Source organism: Streptomyces virginiae, from assembly GCF_000720455.1.
GTDB lineage: Bacteria > Actinomycetota > Actinomycetes > Streptomycetales > Streptomycetaceae > Streptomyces > Streptomyces virginiae.
Genome location: NZ_JOAK01000005.1, coordinates 249,360 through 273,388 on the forward strand (window position 1 = coordinate 249,360; position 24,029 = coordinate 273,388).

Sequence of the window (24,029 nt, forward strand, 5' to 3'; positions counted from 1 at the left end):
TCCTCTTATTCGGGAGTGCTGTCGAGGGCGTGCCCCACGAGCGCCAGCAGGGATTCGACCACCGTCCGGCGCTCTCGCGCATCCATGATCACCACGGGTACGTGCGGCGGGACGCTGAGGGCCTCGCGCACGTCCTCGGGCTCGTACGACTGCGAGCCCTCGAAGTGGTTGACGGCGACGGCGTACGGCAGCCCGGAGCTCTCGAAGTAGTCGAGGGCGGGGAAGCAGTCGCGCAGGCGTCGGGTGTCGGCCATGACGAGGCCGCCGATGGCTCCGCGCACCAGGTCGTCCCACATGAACCAGAAGCGTTCCTGGCCCGGGGTCCCGTACACGTAGAGGACGAGGTCGTCGTCGAGGGTGACGCGGCCGAAGTCCATGGCGACGGTGGTGGTGTGCTTGTCCGGGGTGCCGGACAGGTCGTCGGTCGGGACGCTGGCCTGGGTCATCACCGCTTCGGTGCGCAGCGGGGTGATCTCGGAGACGGAGGAGACGAAGGTGGTCTTGCCGACGCCGAAGCCGCCCGCGACCAGCACCTTGACGGCGACGGGCGCGCGGGAGCGGTCGTACTGCCAGGGCTGTGCCGGTTCGTCGTCGACCACGGGCTTGTCAGAGACGGCGAAGGCCACCGAGCACCCTTTCCAGCAGCGCGCGTTCGGGCCGGCCGGTGCCGTTGCCCGTCGCGTAGACACGGATCCTGCCCTGGTCGGCGAGGTCGCTGACGAGGACGCGGACCACACCGAGCGGGAGCTTCAGCAGTGCGGCGATCTCGGCGATCGTGCGCATGCGGCGGCACACCTCGACGATGGCGGGCATCTCGGGCATGCGGTCGGGCTTCTGCGGCTCGGACGCCTTGGTGTCCAGGGCGGCGACGAAGGTCTCGACGTGCAGGACCTGGGTGAACCGTGTCCGGCCGCCCGTCAGGGAGTACGGGCGGACGCGGGCGGGTCGGCGGTCGGCTCCGCGTATCGGGAGTCGGTCGGCGGCCGGTCTCCTCACGGGGTGTTCTCCATCGACTGGCGCAGCTCACTGCGGACTTCGGGGGTCAGGACGTGGCCGGCGCGGCCGACGAACAGGGCCATGTGGTAGGCGACGACGCTCATGTCGCAGTCGGGCGTGGCGTGCACGCCCAGCAGTGAGCCGTCGCTGATGGCCATGACGAAGACGGAGCCGTGTTCCATCGCCACCATGGTCTGCTTGACGGCGCCGAACTCCATGAGGGCGGCCGCCCCCGTGGTGAGGCTGCCGAGGCCGGAGACGATGGTGGCGAGGTCGGCGGACGCCCCCCGTGGGCCCTTGGGCCGCGGCGTCGCCTGTGGTTCGCCCGCGCCGCCCGCTCCGGGGTCGGAGGACAGGAGCAGCAGCCCGTCCGAGGAGACGACGGCGACGGAGTTGACGCCGGGCACCTCCTCGACCAGGTCGGTCAGCAGCCACTGCAGGTTGCGGGCCTGGGTGCTCAGTCCGTACGTACTGGGCGCGGTCATGTGCGTGCCTCCTGTGCGCTGTCCCCCTGGTCGGTTTTGCTCTGTTCCTGCCCCCGGTCCGGGTCCCGGTCCTGCGCGAGCTCGGCGGCGACGACGCGGCGGCCGTCCTGGGCTCCCTGGTAGAAGCCCCCGAGTCGGCGCCGCAGCTCTTCGGCGTCGACCCGGCGCGGCGGCTGGGGTCGTACGTCCTCGGTGCGCGGGGCGGCGACGGTGCGCGGGGTGCGCTTCGGCAGGCCCTTGTCGGTGACGGGGCCGCCGCCGTCGGACGGGTCGGCGGGGTGGCTGCCCTGGCGGGGGAGCCAGTCGGCCTCGGCGGGGGCGTGTGCGTGGTCCCCTGCGGGGGGCTCGGCGGTGAAGGCCTGCTCCGCGGGCGGGGCCTCGGCGGCCGGGTCCCCTGCGGGGGGCTCGGCGGTGAAGACCTCGTCGGCCGGAGGGGCGTCCGTGGCCGGGGCCGCGGTGAACACCTGGTCGGCCGGAGGGGCGTCGGCGGCCGGGGCCGCGGTGAAGACCTCGTCGGCCGGAGGGGCGTCGGCGGCCGGAGCCGCGGTGAAGACCTCGTCGGCCGGAGGGGCGTCGGCGGCCGGAGCCGCCGTGAACACCTGGTCGGCGGGCGGGGCGTCCGTGGCCGGGGGCGCCGTGAACACCTGGTCGGCCGGGTCCGTTGCGGGGGGCTCGGTGGTGAAGGCCTCGTCCGCCGGAAGGGTGTCCGGGGCCGGGGTGGCGGTGGACGGCTCGTCGGCGGGGGGTGCGAGGGCCTCGGCCAGGGTGACCGGCGTGACCGGCTCGGCCACCGGCTCGGCCACCGGCTCGGCGGCCGGGGCCTCGGCCTCGGGGGCTGCGTGGGCACCGCGCGGGCGGGCCTGGAGGGTGTTCTCGTTCGCCTCCGCTATCACGCCCGGCAGGTGCAGCGAGGGCGCGCCCGGTACGGCCAGGGTGTGGACGGGCGAGGCCGGCGGGGTGGCGGGCAGCAGCGTCGCGGGGATGACGACCAGGGCCTCGGTCCCCCCGTGCCGCGCGCCGCGCAGCTCCGCGGTGACCCCGTGCCGTGCCGCGAGCCGCCCGGCCACGTACAGGCCGAGGCCCAGGCCGTGCTCCTCCTCGGGCTCCTCGTCGTACGCCTCGGGCGTGGACAGCCGGGCGTTGAGCGCTTCGAGGCGGTCGTCGGTGACGCCGATGCCCTCGTCGACGACGGAGAGCACCACGTCGCCGGAGTCCAGGGTCCAGCCCGACACCTTCACCTTGACGTCCGGCGGCGAGAACGTCGTCGCGTTCTCCAGCAGTTCGGCCAGGACGTGGGAGATGTCGTCGGCGGCGTGTCCGGCGACCTGCGTGTACGAGGGCAGCGCCGCGAGGTCGACGCGCTCGTAGCGCTCGATCTCGCTGACGGCGGCCCGCATCACGTCGACCAGTGCCACCGGGAGCCCCTGCCCGTGGCCGTGCTCCTGCCCGGCGAGGACCAGCAGGTTCTCGTTGTGCCGGCGCATCACGGTCGCCAGGTGGTCGAGCTTGAAGAGGGTCGCGAGCCGGTCCGGGTCCTGTTCCTTGGACTCCAGCTCCTCGATGACGGCGAGCTGGCGTTCCACCAGGCCCAGCGTGCGCAGCGACAGCGAGACGGAGGTCGTCGACATGATGCGGCGGTGCTCTTCGAGCCCCTCGCGCAGCTTCGTCAGCTCCTCTTCGAGCACCTCCCTGCCGGAGGCGAGCGCCTCGTTGCGGCCGATGATGCGGCGCCGGTCGGCGTCGAGCCCGGCGATCCGGGTGTGCAGGGAGACCGTCTGGTCGCGCACGGCGTTCAGGTGCCGGACGACCTCGGCGAACTCGTCGTTGCGGCCGGTGAACCGCACCGGCTCCACCGAGCCCTCGGGCGTGGCGAGGCGCTCCGCGCCGCGCCGCAGGACCGACAGCGGGCGGGTGAGCGAGCGCGCGACGGCGGTGGAGAAGCCGACGGCGCCGAGGAAGAGCAGGCCCATGAGGGCGACGAGGATCTCCAGGCGGGTCACGTCGTCGTCGCGCAGGGATGCGAGGGCGGAGGCGCGCTGGCCGGCGAGGGTGGCCTCGACGGTGCGCATCCGGTCGATGCGGGCGGTGAGCGCGGCGCCGACGGCGGCGCCGTCGGTCTTGCGGTCGGGGGCGGTCAGGGTGGGCCGGTCGGTGAGCCGCTTGAGGTAGTCGTCGGCGGCCTTGACCTCGGGGCCGGTGACGGTGGCGGCGAGGGTCTGGCGTACGTCGGGCCGGGCGACCCGCGCGAAGTCGTCGAGGGCGGCCTGCTCGCGTACGCGGGTGCGCTGGGCGGCGGTGGTGAGTTCGTCGACCGTGGTCGAGCCGGGGGGCTGCTCGCCGCGGGGGACGGACAGTGCCCCGAGCAGCAGTCCGCGGGTGGCGGAGGCCTGTTCCACGGCCTGGCCCAGGGGGGCCAGCGGGCGGGTGGTGGCGAGGGCGGACTCGGCGCGCGGCGGGGTCAGCTCGGCGAGCCGGGTGCCGGGGGCGAGGAGTTCCGTGATGACGCCGGTGTAGGCCTGGTGGGCGGCGAGGGGGGTGCCCTTGCCGTCGATGGCTTCGGTGCGGACGGCCTGGATCTGGGCGAGGGCCAGGGCGAGGGGTTCGTCGACCTCGGTCGCGGCCTCGGCGATCTGCCGGTCGGTGCGCAGCACGCGGTCCTGGAGGCCGGCCTTGGCGGCGCCGGGGCGGCCCTTGGCGGCGTATTCGACCACGGCGTCGCGCTCGTCGGCGAGGACGTGCGTGAGGGTGAGGATCTGGCCGGTCTGCTCGGCGAGGGTGACCAGCCGCTGGGAGTCGTTCAGCTCCCTCGCGGCGGTGACGACGGCGGGGGTGCCGGCCGCGAGGACGGTGAGCCCTGCGACGGCGACGCCGACGACCAGCCGGCTGCGCACGCGGACGCGGCGTCCTGCGGGGGCCGGGCCTTCGGCGGCGGTGCCGTTCTTCCGAGACCGCTTCTTCTGCACCGGTGCTCGCAATCCTGTACGTGTGCTTTTGCTCGTCTACTCGTGTGGCCGAGGTAACGGCCGGTCAACAAGTAAACGCCCCCTGCCCCCTCGTACCGCCTCAGACCTTTGCAGCGTGTTGGGGAGAGAGCCGCACATCGCCCACCCGGCCACTCGAACGAGTGAACATCACGGATGAGTTGGCGACCAACTCGGGCACCCGGCCCCAGGGCGGGTCCGTGGACAGGTGGTTGAAAGATCGATGCGGCCTTTGGCAGTATGCCCCGCCCACATCGCCCGTCCTGCGCCGGGGCCTTGCCGGGCCGGGTCCGGGCGCCTCGCGTGCGCGGTCCGCCCACCCCTCCCCCTTTGGTCCGTACCTTCCCGGGTCCGCGGGCGCCCGGCGGGCAGAATGTCCGCATGCGCATCGACCTCGCCACGGCCCCCGGCAGTCAGGAACGCCCCAATGAGGACTGGGTGTCGGCGTCGGCGCCCGCTCCGGGGGGCGGGGTCCTGGTCGTCCTGGACGGGGTCACCCCGCCCGCGGGCGGCGGCGGATGCGTGCACGGCGTGCCGTGGTTCGTGGCCCGGCTCGGCGGCCGATTGACCGAACTGTCCGGATCGCGACGGGACATGCCGCTGGACCGGATCCTGGCCGAGGCCGTCCGCGCCACGGCCGAGGCCCACGGGGACACGTGTGACCTTTCTCACGTGCGCACCCCGCAGGCGACGGTCGTCGTGGTCCGCTGGGACGAGGCGTACGTGGAGCACCTCGTGCTCTCGGACTCCGTGCTGCTCCTCCAGGCGCCTGGGGGCGGGGTGACGGCGGTGCTCGACGACCGGCTGGACCGGGTGCCGCCGGAGGTGCTGCGCTCGGTGGCGGCGACGGACGCCCTGCGCAACGCCGAGGGCGGCTTCTTCACGGCGGCCGCGGACCCGTCGGTGGCGGCCCGGGCGGTCACCGGGCGCACCCCGCGCGCTCGGGTGCGGGCGGTGGCGGCGCTCACGGACGGGGCGAGCCGGTGGACGGACACGTTCGGGGAGGGCGACTGGGCCGAGTGCCTGGCGGTGCTGCGGAAGGAGGGCGCGGAAGGTCTGATCGGCCGGGTCCGCGCCGTCGAGTCCGACCCGGCCCGCCCGCCGGCCCGGTACAAGCGGCACGACGACGCGTCGGCGGTCTACGCGGAGCTCTGAGAGGCCCGCGGTCGAGCGCTGGGGCGCTGCGGCGCTGGGGCGCCGGCGGTGCGGCGCCGGGGTTCCGTTACTCGGCGCCGGCGTTCAACTGGTGCAGCAGGCGGGCCAGTTCCGCGACCTCTCCGCGGTCCCATCCGGCGAGCTTGCGCATGTACTGCTCGCGCCGTGCGCCCCGGACCCGCAGGAACCGCTCGCGACCCTCCTCGGTGAGCCCGACGAGGAAGGCCCGCCCGTCGGCGGGGTCCTGCTCGCGGGCCACCAGGCCCAGGACCTCCAGGGCCCGCAGCTGCCGGCTCATGGTGGCCTTGCCGACGCCGAAGTAGGCGGCGAGGTCGGTGGCCCGCTGCCGGCCGGCCGCCTCCAGCCGCACGAGGAGCCCGTACGCGGCGGGCTCCAGCTCGGGGTGGAGCTCGCGGGCCATCTCCCCGGAGGAGGCGCGGGCCCGCCGGAGGAAGACGGACAGCTCCCGCTCCAGGGCAAGGAACTCCTGGTCTTCACTCCCGTGCACGTACCGCTCCTTTTTCGCTGTGTGGCACCCCGGTGGGTGGGGGCCCAGTATTTCGCAGCGGGTGTGCGGACGGCCCGGGGCCCCGCCGGAGCGGGGAACCGGGCCGTCCGGAGGCCGGACCATGCCCTTCGGTGAGGGGTCAGGCGACGGCGGTGACCGGCACCTGCGCGCCGTCCAGGGCGAGCTCCAGCACCTGGCGCACATCGGTCACCGGGTGCACCTCCAGCCCCTCCAGCACCTCGGCCGGGACGTCGTCCAGGTCGGCCTCGTTGCGCTTGGGGATGATGACGGTGGTCAGACCCGCCCGGTGGGCGGCGAGCAGCTTCTGCTTGACCCCGCCGATGGGCAGGACCCGCCCGGTCAGCGAGACCTCGCCGGTCATGGCCACGTCCGTGCGCACCTGCCGCCCGGAGAGCAGCGAGGCGAGGGCGGTGGTCATGGTGATGCCCGCGCTCGGACCGTCCTTGGGGACCGCGCCGGCCGGGAAGTGGATGTGCACGCCCCGGTCCTTGAGGTCGGCGACCGGGAGTTCCAGTTCGGCGCCGTGCGAGCGCAGGAAGCTCAGTGCGATCTGCGCCGACTCCTTCATCACGTCGCCCAGCTGGCCGGTGAGGGTCAGTCCGGCCGCGCCCGTCTCCGGGTCGGCCAGCGAGGCCTCCACGAACAGCACGTCGCCGCCCGCGCCGGTCACCGCGAGGCCGGTGGCCACGCCGGGGACGGCGGTGCGCCGCTCGGACGGGTCCTGGGCGGATTCCGGCACGTGGTGCGGGCGTCCGATCAGGGCCCTCAGGTCGTCGGCGCCGATGCTGAAGGGCAGTTCCCGCTCCCCCAGCTCGTGCTGGGCGGCGACCTTGCGCAGCAGGCGTGCGACGGCCCGCTCCAGGGTGCGGACGCCCGCCTCGCGGGTGTACTCCCCGGCCAGCTTGCGCAGGGCGTCCTCCTCCAGGACCACCTCATCGGCGGCGAGCCCGGCGCGCTCCAGCTGGCGGGGCAGCAGGTGGTCGCGGGCGATGACGACCTTCTCGTCCTCGGTGTAGCCGTCGAGGCGGACGAGCTCCATGCGGTCGGCGAGTGCCTCGGGGATGGCCTCCAGGACGTTGGCGGTGGCCAGGAAGACGACGTCGCTCAGGTCCAGTTCGACCTCCAGGTAGTGGTCCCGGAAGGTGTGGTTCTGGGCGGGGTCGAGGACCTCCAGGAGGGCGGCCGCGGGGTCGCCGCGGAAGTCGGAGCCGACCTTGTCGATCTCGTCGAGGAGCACCACGGGGTTCATCGACCCGGCCTCCTTGACGGCCCGGACGATGCGGCCCGGCAGGGCGCCGACGTAGGTCCGGCGGTGGCCGCGCACCTCGGCCTCGTCCCGGACACCGCCGAGGGCGACGCGGACGAACTTGCGGCCCATGGCGTGGGCCACGCTCTCGCCCAACGAGGTCTTTCCGACCCCGGGCGGGCCCACGAGCGCGAGGACGGCGCCGCCGCGGCGGCCGCCGATGACGCCCATGCCGCGCTCGCCGCGGCGCTTGCGCACGGCCAGGTACTCGGTGATGCGGTCCTTCACGTCGCTGAGACCGGCGTGTTCGGCGTCCAGGACCGCCCGGGCGCCCTGAATGTCGTACTGGTCCTCGGTGCGCTCGTTCCAGGGCAGTTCGAGGACGGTGTCGAGCCAGGTGCGGATCCAGGAGCCCTCGGGGCTCTGGTCGCTGGAGCGCTCCAGCTTGTCGACCTCCTTGAGGGCGGCCTCCCGGACCTTCTCGGGGAGGTCGGCGGCCTCGACGCGGGCCCGGTAGTCGTCGGACTCCTCGCCGTCCTTCTCGCCGTTCAGCTCGCGCAGTTCCTTGCGTACGGCCTCCAGCTGGCGGCGCAGCAGGAACTCGCGCTGCTGCTTGTCGACGCCGTCCTGGACGTCCTTGGCGATGGACTCGGCGACGTCCTGTTCGGCGAGATGGTCGCTGAGCGCCTTGATCGCGAGCTTGAGGCGGGCGACCGGGTCGGCCGTCTCCAGGAGTTCGACCTTCTGCTCGACCGTCAGGAACGGCGAGTATCCGGAGTTGTCGGCGAGGGCGGAGACCCCTTCGATCTGCTGGACGCGGTCCACGACCTGCCAGGCACCGCGCTTCTTGAGCCAGCTGGTGGCGAGCGCCTTGTACTCCTTGACGAGCTCGGCGACGGCGCCCGGCAGCGGATCGGGGACCGTCTCGTCCACGGTCTCGCCCTCGACCCAGAGCGCCGCTCCGGGCCCGGTGGTGCCGGCGCCGATGCGGACGCGGCCGAGGCCGCGGATGAGCGCGCCCGGGTCGCCCCCGGAGAGCCGGCCGACCTGCTCGACGGTTCCGAGCACACCGGTCGCGGCGTACTTCCCGTCGATCCGCGGCACGAGCAGCACCCGGGGTTTTCCGCTGCCGTTCTTTCCGGCGGCGGCCTGCGCGGCCTCCACGGCGGCGCGCACTTCGGCGTCGGACAGGTCCAGCGGAACGACCATTCCGGGCAGCACGACCTCGTCGTCGAGCGGCAGTACGGGCAGGGTGAGCGTTACGGACGTCGAAGCCATGATCTTCCCTCCGGCAGTGAAGTTGAGCTATCCCGACTCAATGCATCTGCGCCTGCCGATGTTCCCCAACGCCCGTTCGCCGGGGGCGAACGCGCCCGGGCCGCCTCCCGGACCGGGGGCGGTCAGCCGTTCAGGGGGGAGATGGTGACCTCGCCGGAGGTGGTTTTCGCCGACAGGCGGGAGGGGGCGGAGGCGTCGTCGGGGACGGAGACGTGGCGGGCGCCCGAGGTGGTGAAGACCGCGAGCCGGTAGGGGGCGTGGGGCACCTTCAGGCTGACGTCGCCGGAGGTCGTCTCGGCGAGCACCGAGGAGGGTGCCTTCACGAAGTCCAGGCGCGCGTCGCCCGAGTCGGAGCGCACCGACGTGTCCGGGCCGGACAGTCCGGTGGCGGTGATCTCGCCCGAGCTGGTGCTGATCTCCAGGGGTCCGGTGATGCCCTCGGCCCGGACGTCGCCGGAGTCGGCCTCCACCTCGGCGGCGGCGACGCCCGTCACGCTGATGTCGCCGCTGTCGCTCTCCAGCGTGACCTTCGCGGAGGCGGGGACCTCCAGCCGGTAGTCGATGGAGCAGCTCGCCGAGCAGCCGTTGGTGAAGGTGAGCACGCCCCCGCTGACCTGCTGGCCGGGCGTGGGAACGGTGTCGCCGCGGTAGTGGACCGTACGGCGGACCGTGACGCCGGGACCGGTCCCCGGCGTGATCTCGATCGACCCGGCCCGGGCGCCGGTCACCTCGACGGCGGTGACCGCCTCGGTGACCGTGGTGTCGGCGCTCGCCGTCCTGCGCGGGCCGTCGGTGAAGGAGCATCCGGCCAGGACGAGGCCGGCCGCGAGGGCGACGGCCGTGGCGCGGGCGGCCCGGGCCGCGGTGGGGTGGGAAGTCATGCCCCGATCCTGCGGTGCCGGCGCCGCGCGGCCGATGGTGCCGGTACCCGGATCCGGTGTGGGGTTATCCCCCGGGTCCGGCGGGCCGGACCCGGCGCGCCGGGCCGGGCCGGGCCGGCTTCGGCCGTTCGGTCCGAGCAGGGTCGTTTCCTCCTCATCCGTACGCGTGACGCGTGGATGCGCGCCCGCCGCCCGGGCAGAGGTGGCTGCGGCAACGTTCCCACCCGTAGAAAGAACAGCTGATGCGTCTCCGCTCCGCCTTCACCGCCGTTCTCGGCGCCGCCCTGCTCCTCGTCGCCGTCCCGGCCTCCGCCTCCGCCGCCTCGGGGCGGTTCCTGTACGAGTACGTGACCGTCGATGGCTACGAGGCCACCGGTTTCCTCAACGACCCGGCGGACGACCAGTGCTTCAACCTCCCCGGCGTCGGCCAGGAGAACCCCGAGCCCGGTCACTCGCCGAGGAACCGCACCGACGCCTGGGCCACGGTCTTCGCCGACACCGACTGCGAGGGGCCCTCCTTCCGGCTGCGGCCCCACACCGGCGGGGCGTCAGAGCGCCTGAAGGTGCGCTCCGTCGTCTTCGGCTGACGCCGGGGCGGCGCCCACGCCCGCGCCCGGGCCGGTGACGACCGGGCGCAGCGGGGAGGTTAGGCCCCACTCGCTCCAGGAGCCGTCGTACACCGCCAGGTCCCGGTAGCCGGCGAGTTCGGCGCCGAGGGCCAGCACGCAGGCGGTCACCCCGGAGCCGCAGCTGAAGCGGAGTCGTTCGCGCCCGCCCGTAACCGCCTCGAAGGCCGCGCGGAGTTCCCCGGCCGGGCGCATCAGGCCGTCGGGGCTCTGGAGTTCGCCGAACGGCAGGCCGGCGGCGCCCGGCATGTGGCCGCCGCGCAGGCCCGGACGGGGTTCGGGGGCGGTGCCTTCGAAGCGCTCGCGGGTACGGGCGTCGAGGACGGCCGCGGCCGGGTCGGACAGGGCTGCGGCGACGGTCCGGGCGTCGACGAACAGCCCCGGGCGGGGCCGGGCGGTGAAGGTGCCGCGCGGGCCCCCGTACGCCGGGGCGGTGGCCTCGACGGGCAGGCCGGCGGCCGTCCAGGCGGGCAGTCCCCCGTCGAGGACGGCGGCCCGGTCGAAGCCCATGGCGCGCAGCATCCACCAGGCGCGGGCGCTGGAGTAGATGCCGGCGCCGTCGTAGACGACGACGGTGTCGGTGTCGTCGACGCCGAGGGACCGCAGCGCGTCGGTGAACCCGGCGGGCCCGGGCATGGTGTGCGGGGCGGGCGCCGCGTGGTCGGAGAGGGCTCCGTCGAGGTCGAAGGGGCGGGCGCCGGGGATGCGGTGGCCCGCGGCGCGGTGGGCGCCGACGGAGGCGTCGAAGACGACCAGTCCGGGAGCGCCGAGCCGGGCGGCCAGCCAGTCGGCCCCGACCAGCGGTCCGGGGTTCGCGGGCCCGGGCGCGCGGGACGCGGGGTGGTCGGACGTGGGCATACGGCACCTCCTGGAGGCTCGGCTTGCCGCACCCGCCCGAGGGGGGCGGGGCGGCCCGCCGGCTGAGCGACGCGGTCGCCCCCATCCTCCGGCGCGCCCCCACCCGGCGGGCAACCGCCCCCGTGCGGCGCGGGCTTGCCGCACCGTCCACCCGCGCGGGGACCCGGCGAAGTCCGTGCGCGCACCGGCACGGCGGACGCCGGGGGATCACCCCGGGCGAAACCCCTGCAAGGCCAGGGGCCGCGCGCGTCCACCGGACGCGTCGGGGCGTGCCCGACGCCTGGCGGGCCGGGGGCGACGCGGGACGCGCAGACCGGGGGCGGCCCGGGATCCCTCCTGACGGAGTCCGGGGACGAGGGGGTACCGGCGGTGCGAACCCGGCCCGGTCCGCAGATCACGCCCTAGGAAGTGTCCGCGCAGCCGCCGGGGCGGGCGTAGACCGCTACCCGGGCTCCGCGCACGCCGGTGACCGAGCAGAGGTCGAACGAGCCCGCCAGCACCTCCCGCTTGGCCGCCTCGCGCGGGTACGGGTCCAGCGGCTCGCCCACCGGGTCCAGCAGGGCGATCACCCGGGGCGACGCGAGCAGGGCCGCGCGGATCCGTTCCGGGGGCAGCTCGGTGCCCTGGAGGCTGTGCGAGGCCGCCGGGGAGGCTGCCAGGGCGGGGTCGCGCAGGCCCGCGTAGACGTCCGGCGAGGACAGCAGCCACTCGCGCCTGCGGGAAGGCATGAACACCACGGCGTCCCCCGGCCGGGCCCGCTCCCGTACCGCGGCGGCCACCGCGAGGACGTCGTCCTTGCGGCTCTCGGGGGTGCGCAGCCACGCCGACCACAGGCCGAACGGCACGAGGAGGACGACCGCCGCCGCCCACGGCCGCCATCCGCGGACGGCGGCCAGCCGTGCGCCGGCCAGCAGGGCGGGCCCGGCCAGCGCGTAGAGCACGTACCGGTCGACGTACCAGGGGTTGAGCAGCGAGATCGCCATCAGCAGTCCGGGCGGCAGCAGGACCAGGGGCAGCGCCACCCGTACGAGGTCCTTCGGTGCGCCCCGCGCGAGCAGCAGGGAGGCGGCGCCGACCACCGCGTACGCGGCCCAGTCCTGCCAGCTCGGCCTGCCCAGCCAGCCGAGCTGCTGGTGCGCCTGGCGCACGCTCACGACGGCGAGCGGCAGCAGCAGGACGGCGACGGTCGCGGCGCTCCGCCGCCAGCCCCGGGAGTGCCGGGCGGTGAAGGCGTGGGCGAGCAGCGCGAGCGCGGCGAACTCGTGGAGCCAGCAGCCGATCAGCAGCACCACGGTGTAGGCGGCCCACCGCTCGCGCAGCATCAGGTACGTCGCCCACACCACGGCGGCGGCGACCAGCGCGTACGAGCGGCCCTCCTGCGCGTACATCTGGACGGGGGGCAGCACGGCGTACGCGCAGCCGGCGATGAGGGCGGCCCGCTCCCCCACGAGCCGGTGCGCGACGGCGGCCACCCCCGCGGCGGCGAGGGCGGTGGCGGCGACGGAGGGCAGCCGCAGTGCCCACAGGCCGCCGTCCCAGGTCTGGAACACGCCGTGCATGAGGACGTAGTAGAGGCCGTGCACGGCGTCGACCCGGCCGAGGAGGTCCCCTATCCCGCCGAGCGACCGGTGCGCCACCTGCCAGGTGACGGACTCGTCGCGCCACATGCCGCCGCCCCGCTCCAGGCCCCAGAGGCCGAGGACCGCGGCGAGCAGCGGCGGGAGCGGGCGCCATGGCGCGATGCGGCGGATGGCGGCCTCCTGAAGCTGTCGGATCGGGGGTGCGGACTCCATACTCGGGGGTGGACCCGAGTGTCTGCGGAGGTGGGTGTGCGCGCGTTCCGGGCGGTGGCGGCGGTACTTCTGAGCGCGGTGGTCCTGGCGGGGTGCGGACCGTCCGGTTCCGGTGGCGCCGACGACGCACGGCCGGGGGGCTCCGCGGAACCGGCCACGAGTACGGGTACGAGTACGGGCGCCGGCCCCGCCGCGAGCCCGAGCACCGGCCCGAGCCCCAGCACCGGCACCGGAACCGGCACCGGAACCGGCACCGGCACCGGCCCGAGCGCGGTTCCCGCCCCCGGCGACACCCTGGTCCGGGTCACCCGCAGCGGTGGCTTCGCCGGCGAGACCCACACCCTCGTGGTGAAGGGCGACGGCTCGTGGTCCCGGCTGGACGGGAAGGCGCAGCCGGAGGGCACCGGAAAGCTGTCGGAGCAGGAGCTGGCGGCCCTGCGCACGGCGCTCCGGGAGGCCGACTTCGCCCGTCTGCCCAGGATCGCGACGGGCGGTCCCAAGATCTACGACGGGTTCTTCTACGCCTTCGCGCACGGCGGGTACGAGGTCGCCGGCGAGCAGGGGTCCCTGCCGCCCGCCCTGGAGCGGGTGGCGCAAGCGCTGCCGCCGTTCACGGCGCGCTGAGCTCCCGCAGCAGCCGGTCCAGGAAGCCGCGCAGCCGGGCCGGCATGTCCACGCTTTCGGGTGCGAGCACCCACTGGATCTGGAGTCCGTCCATGACGGCGAGGATCTCCCGGCCGGCGGCCTCGCAGTCGGTGCCGGGACGCAGTTCCCCGCGGGCGACGCCCGCCCGCAGCAGTTCCACGGTGTGGTCGAGCACCCGGGCGTAGCGCTGCCTGAAGTACTCGTGTGCGGGGTGGCCGGGGTTGGCCGCCTCGCCCACCAGGGTGTTGAACATGCGGACGAGGCCGGGCCGCCGCGCGTTGTCCTCGGCGAGGGCGACGACGGTGGCGAAGTGGGCGGCGACCGACTCGGGGGGCGTGGCGAACAGCCGCTGGACGTCGTGCTGCTCGCTCTGGGCGAGGACCGACAGCAGCAGGTCCTCCTTGCCGCGGAAGTGGTGCAGCAGGCCGCCCTGGGTGATCCCGCAGGCGGCCGCTATCCGGGCCAGCGAAGAGGCGTGGAAGCCCCACAGCGCGAAGTGCTCGACGGCGGTGTCGAGGATCTTCTGCCGGCGCGCGTCACCGACGGCGTAGGTCCCCCGCCCCGAGCCCTTCGCGGCCGCTCGCGGCCTGTCCTGTGCCATGCGGCCCACCCTACGGGCGCCGGCACCCGGGGCCTGTGACCCGCGTCACCCACGAAAACCTAGCACCCACACGGTTTTCGGTTCTGCGTTGACCCTGCCGATCCGCCGCAGGTCACGTGGTCCAGGAGCCGCCATGAACGCAACGCCCGCCTACAAGGACGCCTCGCTGCCCGTCGACCGGCGCGTGGAGGACCTGCTCGCGCGGATGACGCCGGAGGAGAAGGCCGGCCAGCTCTTCCACTCCATGCTGATGATGAACGCGGACGGCACCCCGGTGACCGAGACCGACGGCTCGATGCTGCCCTTCACCACGCCCGAGCTCATCGAGGACCGCTTCCTCTCCCACTTCAACCTGCTGGGCACCTACGGGGCCCGCGAGATGGCCCGCTGGCAGAACGCCGTCCAGGAGATGGCCGCCGCCACCCGCCTGGGCATTCCGGTCACCCTGTCCACCGACCCGCGCCACACCTTCACCGACAACATCGGCGCCTCCTTCAACGCCGGCGCCTTCTCCGCCTGGCCGGAGGCCCTGGGCCTGGCCGCCATCGGCGACCCCGGGCTCGTCCACCGGTTCGCCGACACCGTCCGCCGCGAGTACCTCGCCGTCGGCTTCCGCGTCGCCCTGCACCCGCAGATCGACCTGGCCACCGAGCCCCGCTGGGCCCGCCAGTCCGGCACCTTCGGCTCCGACGCCCGCCTGACCGGCGAGCTCGTACGCGCCTACGTACGCGGCCTGCAGGGCCCGGCGCTCGGGCCCGGCTCGGTCTCCGCGATGGTCAAGCACTTCCCCGGCGGCGGCCCGCAGAAGGACGGCGAGGACCCGCACTTCGCGCACGGCAAGGAGCAGGTCTACCCGGGCGGCATGCGCGAGCACCACCTGGAGCCGTTCAGGGCGGCGATCGCCGCCGGATGCGCGCAGATGATGCCGTACTACGGCCAGCCGGTCGGCACGGACTGGGAGGAGGTCGGCTTCGGTTTCAACAAGGGCGTGGTCACCGGCCTGCTCCGGGAGGAGCTCGGCTTCGACGGCATCGTGTGCACCGACTGGGGCCTGCTCAACGACGCCACGATCTTCGGGCAGACGCACCCGGCCCGCGCGTGGGGCCTGGAGCACCTGAGCACGGCCGAGCGGGCGGCCCGCGCCCTGGAGGCCGGCTGCGACCAGTTCGGCGGCGAGCAGTGCCCCGAGGTCGTCGTGGAGCTGGTCCGCTCGGGCCGCGTCAGCGCGTCCCGGATCGACGCGTCCGTGCGCCGGCTGCTGCGCGAGAAGTTCACGCTCGGCCTGTTCGAGAACCCGTACGTGGACCCGGACCTGGCCGAGGAGACGGTGGGCCGGGCCGATTTCACGGCGCTGGGCGCGGCCGCCCAGCGGCGCTCCCTCACCGTCCTCACCAACCCCTCGGGCCTGCTCCCCCTCGCCGCGGGGCCCAGGCTCTGCGTACGGGGCGTGGACGAGGCCGTGGCCGCCGCCTACGGCGAGGTCGTCGCCGACCCGGCCGACGCCGACCTGGCCGTCCTGCGGCTGCGGACCCCGTACGAGCCGCGGGAGAACGTCTTCGAGTCCTTCTTCCACTCCGGCTCCCTGGCCTTCCCCGAGCCCGAGCTGGCCGCGATCCTGGACCTCCTGGACCGCGTGCCCACCCTGGTCTGCATCAATCTGGAGCGGGCGGCCGTCATCCCGGAGATCGCCGAACGCGCCGCGGCGCTGATCGCCGACTACGGCGCCTCGGACGCGGCACTGCTCGACGTGGCCTTCGGCCGGGCCGCCGCCGAGGGCCGGCTGCCCTTCGAACTGCCCCGTTCCATGGCCGCGGTCGCCGCCTCCCGGGCGGATGTGCCGAACGACACTCACGACCCGGTCTTCCCGCACGGCCACGGACTGGCCTTGTAGGTCCCCTCCAAGAGGGATCCGACGAGGTCACAGCCGGTGGGGCACCTGACCGCCCCACCCGCCGGGTGCCGGTCCCGTGGGGGGTCCGGCACCCGGTACATCCCATTCCATTTACTCAGGTCCAACGCATATGCCGTGTCCGAACCCCACGTAGCCGCAGGCCGGAGCCTCCTCTACGCTGCACCCCATTCAGCGGGATCTTCAGGGGCGGACATGGAACAGACACACACCACCCACACCGGCGCCGCGGCAACACCCGGCGCCCAGCGGCGTGTGCTCGTCGTCGAGGACGACCGCACCATCGCCGAGGCCATCGCGGCCCGGCTGCGCGCCGAGGGCTTCCAGGTACAGACGGCCACCGACGGCCCCGCGGCCGTCGCCGCGGCGGAGAGCTGGCTGCCCGAGCTGCTGGTCCTCGACGTCATGCTGCCCGGCTTCGACGGGCTGGAGGTCTGCCGCCGGGTCCAGGCCCAGCGCCCGGTCCCGGTGCTGATGCTCACCGCCCGGGACGACGAGACGGACATGCTGGTCGGGCTGGGCGTCGGCGCCGACGACTACATGACCAAGCCGTTCTCCATGCGCGAGCTGGCCGCACGGGTCCACGTACTGCTGCGGCGGGTCGAGCGGGCCACGATCGCCGCGCACACCCCGCGCGGCGCCACCCTGCGCCTGGGCGACCTGGAGATCGACCACGCCCAGCGCCGGGTCCGGGTGCAGACCGAGGACGTGCACCTGACCCCGACCGAGTTCGACCTGCTGGTGTGCCTGGCCGGGACCCCGCGGGCGGTGCTCTCCCGGGAGCAGCTGCTGGCGGAGGTATGGGACTGGGCCGACGCGTCCGGGACCCGTACGGTCGACAGCCACATCAAGGCCCTGCGGCGCAAGATCGGCGCCGAGCGGATCCGCACGGTCCACGGCGTCGGGTACGCCCTGGAGACCCCGGCCCAGCCGTGAACGGCAGGGCGGAGGGGCAGCGCCAGCGCCAGCGGCCCACCGGAGGGCTGCGGCCCTTCTCGCCGTTCTCGATCAAGACCAAGCTCGGCACGCTCGTGGTGGTCTCGGTCTTCATCACCACCGGCCTGCTGCTGGTGGCCCTGCGCACCGACACCGAGCTGCGGTTCATCACCGTCTTCTCGGTGATCGCCTCGATGCTGATCACCCAGTTCGTGGCGCACAGCCTGACGGCCCCGCTGGACGACATGACCACGGTGGCCCGGGCGATATCCCACGGCGACTACACGCGTCGGGTGCGGGGCGCCGGACGCCGCGACGAGCTGGGCGACCTGGCCTCCACCATCAACCTGATGGCGGACGACCTGGAGGCCGTGGACCAGCACCGCAAGGAGCTCGTCGCCAACGTCTCGCACGAGCTGCGCACCCCGATCGCCGCGCTGCGGGCGGTGCTGGAGAACGTCGTCGACGGCGTCTCCGCCGCCGACCCGGAGACCATGCGCACCATGCTGAAGCAGACCGAGCGCCTCGGACGGCTCGTGGAGACCCTGCTGGACCTCTCCCGGGTGGACAACGGAGTGGTGCCGCTGAAGGCCCGCCGCTTCGAGGTGTGGCCGTACCTCTCCGGAGTGCTGAAGGAGTCGGGGCTGGCCGCCGCCGGCCGGCCGGGACTGCTCTCCGGCTCGGGCGGGCACACCCGCAACGACGTGCACCTGCACCTGGACGTGTTCCCGCCGGAACTGTGCGCGTACGCCGACGCCGAACGCCTGCACCAGGTGGTCGCCAATCTGATCGACAACGCGGTCAAGCACAGCCCCCCGCACGGGCGGGTCACGGTCCGGGCCCGGGCGGGCGAGGCGCCCGGCGGCCTGGTGCTGGAGGTCCGCGACGAGGGCCCCGGCATCCCGGAGGCCGAGCGCCACCGGGTCTTCGAGCGGTTCAACCGGGGCAGCGCCCGCGGCGGCGACGGAGGCACCGGACTGGGCCTGGCGATCGCCCGCTGGGCCGTGGAGCTGCACGGCGGCCGGATCGGGGTGGCCGAATCGTCACGTGGCTGCCGCATCCTCGTCACGCTTCCGGGCAGCTCATAGGTGCCGTGTTGACGTAGGGTTCGAGTGGGAAGGACATGATCTCGGCCACACGTACCCGGGGTCCGTCAGGGGTGCGAAGCCAAGGGGGCCGCAACCTCGGTGCCCCCTACCCGAACCAGGCTGGTTTCCCGCCATTCCACGTCACGAAACCCGCCGTTCGATGTGACCTGCACGACGTAAGTCCCGCCCGGCCTGCATGCAGCGGCCGAGGAGGCGTAGCCTTTATTCCCGCTGTCCATACCTTGTGAAGCGGAAGAGGGCGGTTGCCGCCGTGTCGCCACAGTCCCCCAGTAACTCGAGCACCACGACCGAAGCAGCAGAGGGCGGGAAGAACCCTGCCTCAGGCTTCGGCGCGAATGAGTGGCTCGTCGACGAGATCTATCAGCAGTACCTCCAGGACCCGCAATCGGTCGACCGGGCCTGGTGGGACTTCTTCGCCGACTACAAGCCGGGGGGCGCTGCCGCTCCGGTGACGTCGGCCGGTCCCGAGAAGTCCACGCCGACGGACGGCGCCTCCGCACAGGCCGCCACCGCCGTCGCCCGGACCCCGCAGGTCGCCGACGCCGCCACGGGGGCGGCGGACGCCGCGCCCGCGCACTCCGCGACGCCGACTCCTCCGCCTGTGTCAGCTCCTGCCCCTGCTCCTGCCATCCCCTCTGGTGCCCCTGCTGTGACTGTCACCTCCCAGGCCCCGGCCGCCGCACCGGCCGCGCCCGCCCCCGCCTCCGTAGCCCCGCAGAAGGCCGCGCCCGCCACCGAGGCCCCCGCGGGCCCCGAGCTGGTGACGCTCCGCGGCCCGGCGGCTGCCGTCGCGAAGAACATGAACGCCTCCCTCGACGTCCCGACGGCCACGTCCGTCCGCGCCGTCCCGGTGAAGCTGCTGTTCGACAACCGCATCGTCATCAACAACCACCTCAAGCGGGCCCGGGGCGGGAAGATCTCCTTCACGCACCTCATCGGCTACGCGATGGTCCAGGCCATCAAGGCCATGCCGTCGATGAACCACTCCTTCGCGGAGAAGGACGGCAAGCCGACCCTGGTCAAGCCCGACCACGTGAACTTCGGCCTCGCCATCGACCTGGTGAAGCCCAACGGCGACCGCCAGCTCGTCGTCGCCGGCATCAAGAAGGCCGAGACCCTCAACTTCTTCGAGTTCTGGCAGGCCTACGAGGACATCGTCCGCCGCGCCCGCGTCGGCAAGCTGACGATGGACGACTTCACCGGCGTGACGTGCTCCCTCACCAACCCCGGCGGCCTGGGCACCGTCCACTCCGTGCCCCGCCTGATGCCCGGACAGTCGGTCATCATGGGCGTCGGCTCCATGGACTACCCCGCCGAGTTCCAGGGCACCTCGCAGGACACCCTGAACAAGCTGGGCATCTCCAAGGTCATGACCCTGACCTCGACCTACGACCACCGGGTCATCCAGGGCGCCGCCTCCGGCGAGTTCCTGCGCATCGTCGCCAACCTGCTCCTCGGCGAGAACGACTTCTACGACTCCGTCTTCGAGTCGCTGCGCATCCCGTACGAGCCGGTCCGCTGGAACCGCGACATCGACGCCTCGCACGACGACGACGTCACGAAGGCCGCCCGCGTCTTCGAGCTGATCCACTCCTACCGGGTCCGCGGCCACGTCATGGCCGACACCGACCCGCTGGAGTACAAGCAGCGCAAGCACCCCGACCTCGACATCACCGAGCACGGCCTCACCCTGTGGGACCTGGAGCGCGAGTTCGCCGTCGGCGGCTTCTCCGGCAAGTCGATGATGAAGCTCCGCGACATCCTCGGCGTGCTGCGCGACTCGTACTGCCGCACCACCGGCGTCGAGTTCATGCACATCCAGGACCCCAAGCAGCGCCGCTGGATCCAGGACCGCATCGAGCGTCCGCACACCAAGCCGGAGCGCGAGGAGCAGCTGCGCATCCTGCGCCGCCTGAACGCCGCCGAGGCCTTCGAGACCTTCCTGCAGACGAAGTACGTCGGCCAGAAGCGCTTCTCCCTGGAGGGCGGCGAGTCCGTCATCCCGCTGCTCGACGCCGTCATCGACTCGGCCGCCGAGGCCCGCCTCGAAGAGGTCGTCATCGGCATGGCCCACCGCGGCCGCCTGAACGTCCTGGCGAACATCGTCGGCAAGTCGTACGCGCAGATCTTCCGCGAGTTCGAGGGCAACCTCGACCCGAAGTCCATGCACGGCTCCGGCGACGTCAAGTACCACCTGGGCGCCGAGGGCACCTTCACCGGCCTCGACGGCGAGCAGATCAAGGTCTCCCTCGTCGCGAACCCCTCCCACCTGGAGGCGGTCGACCCGGTCCTGGAGGGTGTCGCCCGCGCCAAGCAGGACGTCATCAACAAGGGCGGCACGGACTTCACGGTCCTCCCGCTCGCGCTCCACGGCGACGCGGCCTTCGCCGGCCAGGGCGTCGTCGCCGAGACGCTGAACATGTCGCAGCTGCGCGGCTACCGCACCGGCGGCACCGTGCACGTCGTCATCAACAACCAGGTCGGCTTCACCGCCGCCCCGGAGTCCTCGCGTTCCTCGATGTACGCGACCGACGTGGCCCGCATGATCGAGGCGCCGATCTTCCACGTCAACGGCGACGACCCCGAGGCCGTCGTCCGCGTTGCCCGTCTGGCCTTCGAGTTCCGCCAGGCGTTCAACAAGGACGTGGTCATCGACCTCATCTGCTACCGCCGCCGCGGCCACAACGAGTCCGACAACCCGGCCTTCACGCAGCCGCTGATGTACGACCTGATCGACAAGAAGCGCTCGGTGCGCAAGCTCTACACCGAGTCCCTCATCGGTCGCGGCGACATCACGCTGGAAGAGGCCGAGCAGGCGCTCCAGGACTTCCAGGGCCAGCTGGAGAAGGTCTTCGCGGAGGTCCGCGAGGCCGCCACGCAGCCCGCGGTCTCCGCGGCGCCGGCGCCCGACCGGGCCGACTTCCCGGTCGCGGTGAACACCGCGATCTCGCAGGACGTCGTCAAGCGGATCGCCGAGTCCCAGGTCACCATCCCCGAGGGCGTCACCGTCCACCCGCGTCTGCTGCCGCAGCTGCAGCGCCGCGCGGCGATGATCGACGAGGGCACCATCGACTGGGGCATGGGCGAGACCCTGGCCTTCGGTTCGCTGCTGATGGAGGGAACCCCGGTCCGCCTGTCCGGCCAGGACTCCCGCCGCGGCACCTTCGGCCAGCGCCACGCGGTCCTCATCGACCGGGAGACCGGCGAGGACTACACCCCGCTGCTCTACCTGTCCGACGACCAGGCCCGCTACAACGTCTACGACTCGCTGCTCTCCGAGTACGCGGCCATGGGCTTCGAGTACGGCTACTCGCTGGCCCGCCCGGACGCGCTGGTCCTCTGGGAGGCCCAGTTCGGTGACTTCGTCAACGGCGCGCAGACCGTCGTCGACGAGTTCATCTCCTCGGCCGAGCAGAAGTGGGGCCAGACCTCCGGCGTCACGCTGCTCCTCCCGCACGGCTACGAGGGCCAGGGCCCGGACCACTCGTCCGCGCGTCCCGAGCGCTTCCTGCAGATGTGCGCGCAGGACAACATGACGGTCGCGATGCCGACCCTGCCGTCGAACTACTTCCACCTGCTGCGCTGGCAGGTCCACAACCCGCACCACAAGCCGCTCATCGTCTTCACCCCGAAGTCGATGCTGCGCCTGAAGGCCGCGGCGTCGAAGGCGGAAGAGTTCACGACCGGTTCGTTCCGTCCGGTCATCGGCGACAGCACGGTGGACCCGAACGCCGTCCGCAAGGTCGTCTTCTGCGCCGGCAAGGTCTACTACGACCTGGAGGCCGAGCGCGAGAAGCGCGGCATCACGGACACCGCGATCATCCGCATCGAGCGCCTGTACCCGCTCCCGGGTGCGGAGCTCCAGGCCGAGATCGCCAAGTTCCCGAACGCGGCGAAGTACATCTGGGCCCAGGAGGAGCCGGCGAACCAGGGTGCGTGGCCGTTCATCGCGCTGAACCTGATCGACCACCTCGACCTGGCGGTCGGCGCGGACGTCCCGGCGGGCGAGCGCCTGCGGCGCATCTCGCGCCCGCACGGCTCGTCCCCGGCGGTGGGCTCCGCGAAGCGCCACCAGGCGGAGCAGCAGCTCCTGCTGAACGAGGTCTTCGAGGCGTAAGCCTCGGTGCACCGGTTCACGGAAGGCCCGGCCCCCACGAGGGGACCGGGCCTTCCGGCTTCAATTCCCTTGGTGGTCCACGACGGCCACTGCTACCTTGCCGGTGGCCGTGCGAGAGAACGAGGAGGTGGTACCCGTGAACGCAGTATCGACATGGGTGCTCTCCTGCGGGGTCACGGTCGGGCGATAGGTCGCCCGGGAGCGCCGTTCAAGCGCACTCCCGAAAGGCACGACCGTGCAGTTCACTTCCGAACGCCTCGACGACAACGTCCTCGAACGCGAATTCACCCTCGGCGAGATCCCCGGCACCCTGTGGACCCCTGAATCCGCCGGCCCGGTCCCGCTGGTCCTCATGGCGCACAACAACGGCCTGCCCAAGTCGGACCCCCGGCTGGTGGCCCGCGCCAGGTACACCGCGGCGCGCGGCTACGCGGTGGCCACCATCGACGCCGCCGGATGCGGCGAGCGGCCCCGTTCCGCCGCCGACGAGCAGGCTCGCACCGAACTCCGCCGGGCGATGCGGGCGGGTGAGCCGGTCGACGAGATCTTCGAGTCCTTCATCGGCCCCCTCGTCGAGAACGCGGTCCCGGAATGGCAGACCACGCTGGACGCCGTCCTCGCCCTCCCCGGCATCGGCGGCCCGGTCGGATACTCCGGGGGCTGGACCGCCCTCGGCATCCGGCTGGCGGTGGTGGAACCGCGCATCAAGGCCGCCGGCTTCTTCGCCGGAGGCTACGTGCCCCGCGCCCAGCGCGAGGAGGCCCGGCAGGTCGCCATCCCACTGCTGTTCCTGCTGCAGTGGGACGACGAGGGCAACCCCCGAGAGCGGGCCCTGGAACTGTTCGACGCCTTCGGCACGAAGGAGAAGACGCTGCACGCCAACCTGGGCGGTCACACCGGCACCCCTTGGTTCGAACTGGAGGACGGCTGCCGCTTCCTGGACCGCCACCTGAAGTGAGCCCGCACCGTCGGGCCGACACCGTTCGGTGCCGGCCCGACGGCCGCAGCGTCCTGTGCCAGTGTTGGCCGCATGGACTGCGTCTTCTGCCGCCTCATACGTGAGGGCACCGCCCGCTGGGTGGCCCGAGAGCCCGAGGCGTGTGCCTTCGCCCCGCTGAACCCGCTGGCACCGGGGCACACCCTGGTGGTTCCCACCCGTCACCACGTCGGCGTCTTCGACACGCCGCCCGATGTCCTGGCCACGTCGATGGCGCTGGTCCAGCGCGTCGCGGCAGCCATGCGAACCGCCTTGGACGCCACGGGCGTCAACATCCTGAACGCCAGCGGCCCGGGCTCCGAACAGTCCGTTCCCCACCTGCATTTCCACGTCGTCCCGCGCTGGGAGGACGACGGGATCACCACGTGGCCGTCCGGCCCCTCCCGCCGCCACTCCACCGGCGACCCGAGCACGCTACTGGCCGACGCCCTCAAGCAGGCCTGAAGCAAACCCCAGGCAGGTCAACGGAGATCGAGCAGCATCACGTCGAACAGGTCCACGCCACCCCCGGGACGCGCCTCGCCGACCTTCCGGTACCCCCAGGCCCGATAGGCGGCCACGGCCGCACCGCTCGCCGGGTGCACATTGAGCAGGACCCGCTCCACGCCGACACCGTCGAGCAGGCCGTCGTGCAGACGCCTTGGAACTGATGGCCGTGATCAACGAAAACGTGTCCGCCGGGCTCCACCCCCACTGGATTGCACTCGCCTACGTCCGTGGCCCGTGCGGCCGCGAATTCTCCACAGCAGTGGACAACATCGAGCCGGTCGAACTGCACCCGCATCAACTCACCTGACCAGCCCCGAACGAGGGCCGGACGCGGTCAGGGAGAAGCGCGTAGCGATCGTGGGCGGCCCATGCCCAGCCACAGGGGGTCGCAGACGCCG

At 73.1% G+C, this 24,029-nt stretch carries 20 protein-coding genes and 1 pseudogene; 10 read left to right on the plus strand and 11 right to left on the minus strand.

Features of this window, described 5'->3' with window-relative positions; translation table 11 throughout:
- Nucleotides 1-5: 5 nt before the first annotated feature.
- From IG86_RS0110845 to IG86_RS0110860, 4 genes are read right to left on the minus strand one after another with little or no spacing between them, the layout of a single operon-like run.
- On the minus strand, nucleotides 6-626 hold the full coding sequence (locus tag IG86_RS0110845; RefSeq protein WP_030833053.1) for a GTP-binding protein: 621 nt from the start codon (nucleotides 624-626) through the stop codon (nucleotides 6-8).
- Nucleotides 607-996, minus strand: coding sequence for a DUF742 domain-containing protein (locus tag IG86_RS0110850; RefSeq protein ID WP_030833049.1), 390 nt, complete (start codon nucleotides 994-996; stop codon nucleotides 607-609). The genes IG86_RS0110845 and IG86_RS0110850 overlap by 20 nt, the downstream gene beginning before the upstream one ends.
- Nucleotides 993-1,481, minus strand: coding sequence for a roadblock/LC7 domain-containing protein (locus IG86_RS0110855; protein WP_030658957.1), 489 nt, complete (start codon nucleotides 1,479-1,481; stop codon nucleotides 993-995). The genes IG86_RS0110850 and IG86_RS0110855 overlap by 4 nt, the downstream gene beginning before the upstream one ends.
- Nucleotides 1,478-4,444, minus strand: a complete 2,967-nt coding sequence (locus tag IG86_RS0110860; protein WP_030896491.1) for a sensor histidine kinase — start codon at nucleotides 4,442-4,444, stop codon at nucleotides 1,478-1,480. Before IG86_RS0110860 ends, IG86_RS0110855 begins: the two co-directional genes overlap by 4 nt.
- Before the next feature lie 399 nt (nucleotides 4,445-4,843).
- On the opposite strand from IG86_RS0110860, the gene IG86_RS0110865 reads away from it, so the two are divergent.
- The gene (locus tag IG86_RS0110865) at nucleotides 4,844-5,617 is read left to right on the plus strand and encodes a protein phosphatase 2C domain-containing protein (RefSeq protein WP_030896493.1); all 774 of its coding nucleotides are present in this window, start codon (nucleotides 4,844-4,846) and stop codon (nucleotides 5,615-5,617) included.
- Between the two features lie 67 nt (nucleotides 5,618-5,684).
- Here the strand turns inward: IG86_RS0110865 and IG86_RS0110870 are convergent, their stop codons facing one another.
- The 3 genes from IG86_RS0110870 to IG86_RS0110880 form a co-directional block, all read right to left on the minus strand.
- Complete coding sequence (locus tag IG86_RS0110870) at nucleotides 5,685-6,125, minus strand: MarR family winged helix-turn-helix transcriptional regulator (protein ID WP_030658953.1); 441 nt, start codon at nucleotides 6,123-6,125, stop codon at nucleotides 5,685-5,687.
- Nucleotides 6,126-6,264: 139 nt separating this feature from the next.
- The gene (gene lon / locus IG86_RS0110875; protein ID WP_030896494.1) at nucleotides 6,265-8,670 is read right to left on the minus strand and encodes an endopeptidase La; all 2,406 of its coding nucleotides are present in this window, start codon (nucleotides 8,668-8,670) and stop codon (nucleotides 6,265-6,267) included.
- Between the two features lie 122 nt (nucleotides 8,671-8,792).
- Nucleotides 8,793-9,551 carry a DUF4097 family beta strand repeat-containing protein gene (locus IG86_RS0110880; protein WP_030896496.1) on the minus strand — a complete coding sequence of 253 codons (759 nt, stop codon included), beginning with the start codon at nucleotides 9,549-9,551 and terminating at the stop codon, nucleotides 8,793-8,795.
- 242 nt (nucleotides 9,552-9,793) lie between these two features.
- On the opposite strand from IG86_RS0110880, the gene IG86_RS0110885 reads away from it, so the two are divergent.
- Nucleotides 9,794-10,138: a hypothetical protein gene (locus IG86_RS0110885; RefSeq protein ID WP_030896498.1), complete on the plus strand. Its 345-nt coding sequence runs from the start codon at nucleotides 9,794-9,796 to the stop codon at nucleotides 10,136-10,138.
- On the opposite strand, the gene IG86_RS0110890 is transcribed toward IG86_RS0110885, so the two are convergent.
- Entirely contained in the window at nucleotides 10,100-11,035 is a 936-nt protein-coding gene (locus tag IG86_RS0110890; protein ID WP_051785084.1) for a sulfurtransferase, read from the minus strand. The genes IG86_RS0110885 and IG86_RS0110890 overlap by 39 nt on opposite strands.
- A 401-nt stretch (nucleotides 11,036-11,436) precedes the next feature.
- A complete protein-coding gene (locus tag IG86_RS0110895) occupies nucleotides 11,437-12,828 on the minus strand; it encodes a glycosyltransferase family 39 protein (protein WP_030896502.1) in 1,392 nt (463 codons plus the stop codon).
- A 36-nt stretch (nucleotides 12,829-12,864) separates the two neighbouring features.
- Here IG86_RS0110895 and IG86_RS0110900 point away from each other — a divergent pair, with 36 nt between their 5' ends.
- Nucleotides 12,865-13,452, plus strand: coding sequence for a hypothetical protein (locus tag IG86_RS0110900; RefSeq protein ID WP_030896503.1), 588 nt, complete (start codon nucleotides 12,865-12,867; stop codon nucleotides 13,450-13,452).
- On the opposite strand, the gene IG86_RS0110905 is transcribed toward IG86_RS0110900, so the two are convergent.
- Nucleotides 13,439-14,074 (minus strand): TetR family transcriptional regulator, encoded by a 636-nt coding sequence (locus IG86_RS0110905; protein WP_030833021.1) that lies wholly within the window; start codon nucleotides 14,072-14,074, stop codon nucleotides 13,439-13,441. The genes IG86_RS0110900 and IG86_RS0110905 overlap by 14 nt on opposite strands.
- Nucleotides 14,075-14,207: 133 nt before the next feature.
- Here IG86_RS0110905 and IG86_RS0110910 point away from each other — a divergent pair, with 133 nt between their 5' ends.
- From IG86_RS0110910 to IG86_RS38585, 6 genes are all read left to right on the plus strand, one after another.
- Nucleotides 14,208-15,965, plus strand: coding sequence for a glycoside hydrolase family 3 protein (locus IG86_RS0110910; protein ID WP_030896505.1), 1,758 nt, complete (start codon nucleotides 14,208-14,210; stop codon nucleotides 15,963-15,965).
- A 213-nt stretch (nucleotides 15,966-16,178) separates the two neighbouring features.
- Nucleotides 16,179-16,919 (plus strand): response regulator transcription factor, encoded by a 741-nt coding sequence (locus IG86_RS0110915; protein WP_030028984.1) that lies wholly within the window; start codon nucleotides 16,179-16,181, stop codon nucleotides 16,917-16,919.
- A 47-nt stretch (nucleotides 16,920-16,966) separates the two neighbouring features.
- On the plus strand, nucleotides 16,967-18,007 hold the full coding sequence (locus IG86_RS0110920) for a HAMP domain-containing sensor histidine kinase (protein ID WP_030833015.1): 1,041 nt from the start codon (nucleotides 16,967-16,969) through the stop codon (nucleotides 18,005-18,007).
- A 271-nt stretch (nucleotides 18,008-18,278) separates the two neighbouring features.
- Nucleotides 18,279-22,145, plus strand: a complete 3,867-nt coding sequence (locus tag IG86_RS0110925; RefSeq protein WP_030833012.1) for a multifunctional oxoglutarate decarboxylase/oxoglutarate dehydrogenase thiamine pyrophosphate-binding subunit/dihydrolipoyllysine-residue succinyltransferase subunit — start codon at nucleotides 18,279-18,281, stop codon at nucleotides 22,143-22,145.
- 235 nt (nucleotides 22,146-22,380) lie between these two features.
- The gene (locus tag IG86_RS0110930; RefSeq protein WP_030833010.1) at nucleotides 22,381-23,103 is read left to right on the plus strand and encodes a dienelactone hydrolase family protein; all 723 of its coding nucleotides are present in this window, start codon (nucleotides 22,381-22,383) and stop codon (nucleotides 23,101-23,103) included.
- A gap of 72 nt (nucleotides 23,104-23,175) precedes the next feature.
- On the plus strand, nucleotides 23,176-23,586 hold the full coding sequence (locus IG86_RS38585) for an HIT family protein (RefSeq protein WP_030833007.1): 411 nt from the start codon (nucleotides 23,176-23,178) through the stop codon (nucleotides 23,584-23,586).
- 17 nt (nucleotides 23,587-23,603) lie between these two features.
- Here the strand turns inward: IG86_RS38585 and IG86_RS41035 are convergent.
- A pseudogene (locus IG86_RS41035) lies at nucleotides 23,604-23,789 on the minus strand (GNAT family N-acetyltransferase); the annotation flags it as partial.
- Here IG86_RS41035 and IG86_RS42930 point away from each other — a divergent pair.
- Nucleotides 23,783-23,938, plus strand: a complete 156-nt coding sequence (locus IG86_RS42930; RefSeq protein ID WP_167751143.1) for a hypothetical protein — start codon at nucleotides 23,783-23,785, stop codon at nucleotides 23,936-23,938. The pseudogene IG86_RS41035 and the gene IG86_RS42930 sit on opposite strands and share 7 nt — an antisense overlap.
- Nucleotides 23,939-24,029 lie beyond the last annotated feature (91 nt).